Source organism: Mycobacterium sp. (assembly GCF_049281135.1).
Taxonomy (GTDB): domain Bacteria; phylum Actinomycetota; class Actinomycetes; order Mycobacteriales; family Mycobacteriaceae; genus Mycobacterium.
Genome location: NZ_JBAPRN010000326.1, coordinates 1 through 3704, shown reverse-complemented (window position 1 = coordinate 3704; position 3704 = coordinate 1). Strand labels below are relative to the sequence as shown.

Sequence of the window (3704 nt, the reverse complement as noted above, 5' to 3'; positions counted from 1 at the left end):
CGTGGCGGCGGTCCGGAACATCGTAGATCCGATGACGCCCCCACCTGGTGTCAAGGTCTATGTCACCGGGCCATCAGCGCTCGTTACGGACATGCAGCGCAGTAGTGACAAATCCATTCTGAAGATGACCGTCGTAGGCGCGGTGATAATCTTCACGGTACTGCTTCTTGTCTACCGTTCGATCATCACTGTCATTGTATTGTTGCTCACGGTCGGGATAGAACTATTTGCGGCCCGGGGCATCGTCGCCTTTCTCGGCGATAAAGATATCGTCGTACTGTCGATGTTTGCCATTAATCTGCTGGTGGCCCTCGCAATGGCGGCTGGGACTGATTATGGGATATTCTTTTTCGGCCGATATCAAGAGGCCCGTCAAGCTGGCCAGGACCCGGAAACGGCCTATTACACCACTTACCGCGGGGTCACTCCCGTTGTCTTGGGATCCGGGTTGACGATCGCCGGCGCGATGTTGTGCCTGAGCTTTACCCGCATGCCCATGTTCCAGACCATAGGCGTGCCCTGCGCCGTCGGCATGCTCGTCGCGGTCGCGGTCGCGCTCACGCTGGTTCCCGCTGTCCTGACGATCGGCAGCCGTTTCGGGTTGTTCGACCCCAAGCGCAGCATCGCGGCCTATCGGTGGCGACGGGTCGGCACGGCGATTGTCCGCTGGCCCGCACCCATCCTCGTCGCGACATTGACAGTCGCGTTGATCGGTCTGGTCACGCTACCGGGCTACAAAACGAGCTACAACGACCGGCTCTACGTGCCCCAAGACATTCCAGCCAATTTGGGATATGCGGCCGCTGATCGGCACTTCTCCCAGGCGCGAATGATGCCAGAGATTCTGATGATCGAATCCGATCACGATATGCGCAATCCGGCAGACTTTCTCGTGCTGCACAAACTAGCCAAGGCAATTTTTCGGGTTAAAGGGATTTCTCGAGTGCAGGGTATAACCCGTCCCGAGGGAACGCCGATTGAGCACACTTCGATACCTTTCCTGATCAGCATGCAAAACGCGGGCCAAGTGCAGGACATGAAGTACATCAAAGGCAGCACAAACGAGTTGCTCAAGCAGGCCGATATGTTGGCCAAACAAATCGTGCTGATGAAGCGCATGTACGAATTTCAGAAGAAGATGACCGAAATTACTCACCAGACATTCACCGAGACAAAAGACTTGACTGTCGTTGTCAATGAATTAAGAGATAACGCATCGGATTTCGAGGATTTCTGGAGGCCAATTCGAAGTTATTTCTACTGGGAAAAGCACTGCTACGACATACCGATATGCTGGTCGATCAGGTCGATATTTGACTTATTCAACGGGATCGACGAGCTTGGCGATAAGTTGCTGGATCTCATGAAGGATCTAGACAAGATGGACGAGCTGTTACCGCAGCTACTTCAGCAGTTGCCACTGATGATCGCCAACATGGAATCCATAAGGAGCTTGCTGCTGACGATGCACAGCAGCATGGCCGGTTCCTTCGGCGAGATGGACAAATCGAACCAGGACGCCAACGCCATGGGGCAGGCGTTCGATGCCGCCAAGAACGACGATTCCTTCTACCTACCTCCGGAAATTTTCCAGAACCCGGACTTCCAGCACGCGATGAATTCCTTCCTGTCTCCTGACGGGAAAGCGGCTCGATTCATAATTTCGCACCGGGGCGACCCCGCGACGCCCGAGGGCATAGCGCGTATCAATCAGATAAAGACGGCGGCGGCGGAGGCACTCAAGACGACGCCCATGGCGGACGCCGGGATTTATATCTCGGGCACCGCGTCAACCTTCAAAGACTTCCGCGACGGCTCCAGATACGATTTGCGGATCGCACTCGTGGGTGCGCTTTGCCTTATTTTCATTATTATGCTCGTCATCACGCGGAGTTTCGTGGCCGCACTGGTAATCGTGGGTACGGTGGCACTTTCGTTGGGTGCATCGTTTGGGCTGGCGGTGCTGATCTGGCAGTATATTCTGGGCATGAAATTGCACTGGATGGTGCTTCCGATGTCCGTGATCGTCCTTTTAGCGGTGGGGTCTGACTACAATTTGCTTTTGGTTTCTCGGATGAAAGAGGAAATAGCCGCGGGCATAAACACGGGGATCATCCGCGCAATGGGCGGTACCGGTAAAGTCGTGACAAACGCGGGGCTGGTGTTCGCTTTTACCATGGCCTCGATGGCGGCTAGCGATTTGCGAATTATCGGTCAGGTTGGCACCACAATCGGCCTGGGCCTGTTGTTCGACACCTTGGTCGTGCGGTCGTTCATGACACCGTCTATCGCTGCGCTGCTCGGACGTTGGTTCTGGTGGCCGCTGATAGTTCGTCCGCGCCCGGCCAGTTACATGCTTCGGTCGGAGGGGCCGCGTCCGCTGGTTCGTGCCATGTTGTCGAGTCAGCAGGAAGTAGGTGGTGGATCTCCGGTGGAGGACCGGACAGCGCCGCGGGAAGGCGTCGCCCACGGCGATGACACGCAGCCGCTTCACCTCGCTGGAAACGGTCACCGCCATCAAGTCCGGGTGCCTAGTCGGTTCGCCGATGCTCACCGGCAGCTCGGCGACGACGAGTCGTAGCGCTTGGACGGCAAACCTGAGAAGTTAGCGAAAATCACGCCAACCCGTGTTGTATTCCACATGCGTCGAGTAGCTTGCGAGGCGGGGCTGAGGACGCCGTACCGGCGTGAAGTTCGAGTAAAAGGCTGGACAGTGGCAGGTCGGCACGCAAAGCGGAAAACGCGCTCACGAAACGCCAGGCTCCGCCGTCGTGCGGCAATCGGTCTGTCCGCGACCGGTCTGTCCACGACCGCCGGGGCTCTTCTGGCGGCCGCAATTGGCCCGGTAGCCACCGCGCCGCCGGCCAGGGCCGACTTCGGCATCGAAGACTTGATCATGAATTTGCTCGACCCTGGCGCGCTGGCCGCTGCCGCCGATCCCGCCGTGACCATAGATCTAAGTGCCCTACTGGCCGATCTTTTCAATGGCACTGGAGCAACCGACACCGCTGCTCTCGCGGTCCCTGATCTCCCCGACCCCAGCGCGGTCGCGGCTGCCGCCGACCCCGGCCAAGTCGTGGCTGCCGCCGAACCCGCCGCCACTTTAGATTTGAGCGGTCTGCTGGCCCATTTTGGCTTGGTTGGCAATGGGACAACCGACAACACCGCTCTCGCTGATGCCCTCCAGCAGGACTTCTATCAGCCGGTGCACACGTTCGTTCAAGACTGGATCAACAGTCCTGTTGGCCAGAATGTCGACACCGAAATCAATGGGGTGTTCGAAGACTGGATCAACAACCCGGCCAGTCAGCAGGTCGACGGCGAATTCAATCAACTTGTCGAATATTTGATCAATGGCCCAGTCGGACAGCCGACCGATACCCCGATCACTGGCCTGCTAGGAATGTCGCCAGGCGACTACTGTGGCCTGATTTGCGACGGCGCACCCGGAACGGAGGCAGACCCGACCGGGGGCAATGGCGGGCTTTTGGCCGGTGATGGCGGTGCAGGCTATGACGCCACTGCCGACCCCGGGATGACCGGTGGTGACGGCGGCAACGCCGGTTTGATCGGCGACGGCGGTGACGGCGGTGACGGCGGGCTTGGTGCCGACGGTGGCAACGGCGGCTCGGGCGGGGAGGCTTTGGGCAACGGCGGCGTCGGTGGCAACGGCGGCGTCGGTGGTCTCGGTGTGACTGCTGGCA

At 58.7% G+C, this 3704-nt stretch carries 1 protein-coding gene and 1 pseudogene; both read left to right on the top strand.

From position 1 onward, the window contains the following. Positions 1-2413: pseudogene (locus WAN02_RS13225) on the top strand (RND family transporter); the annotation flags it as partial. Positions 2414-2713: 300 nt separating this feature from the next. Continuing rightward, a partial coding sequence (locus WAN02_RS13220) for a PGRS repeat-containing protein (protein ID WP_422264640.1) occupies positions 2714-3704 on the top strand: 991 nt, incomplete at its 3' end.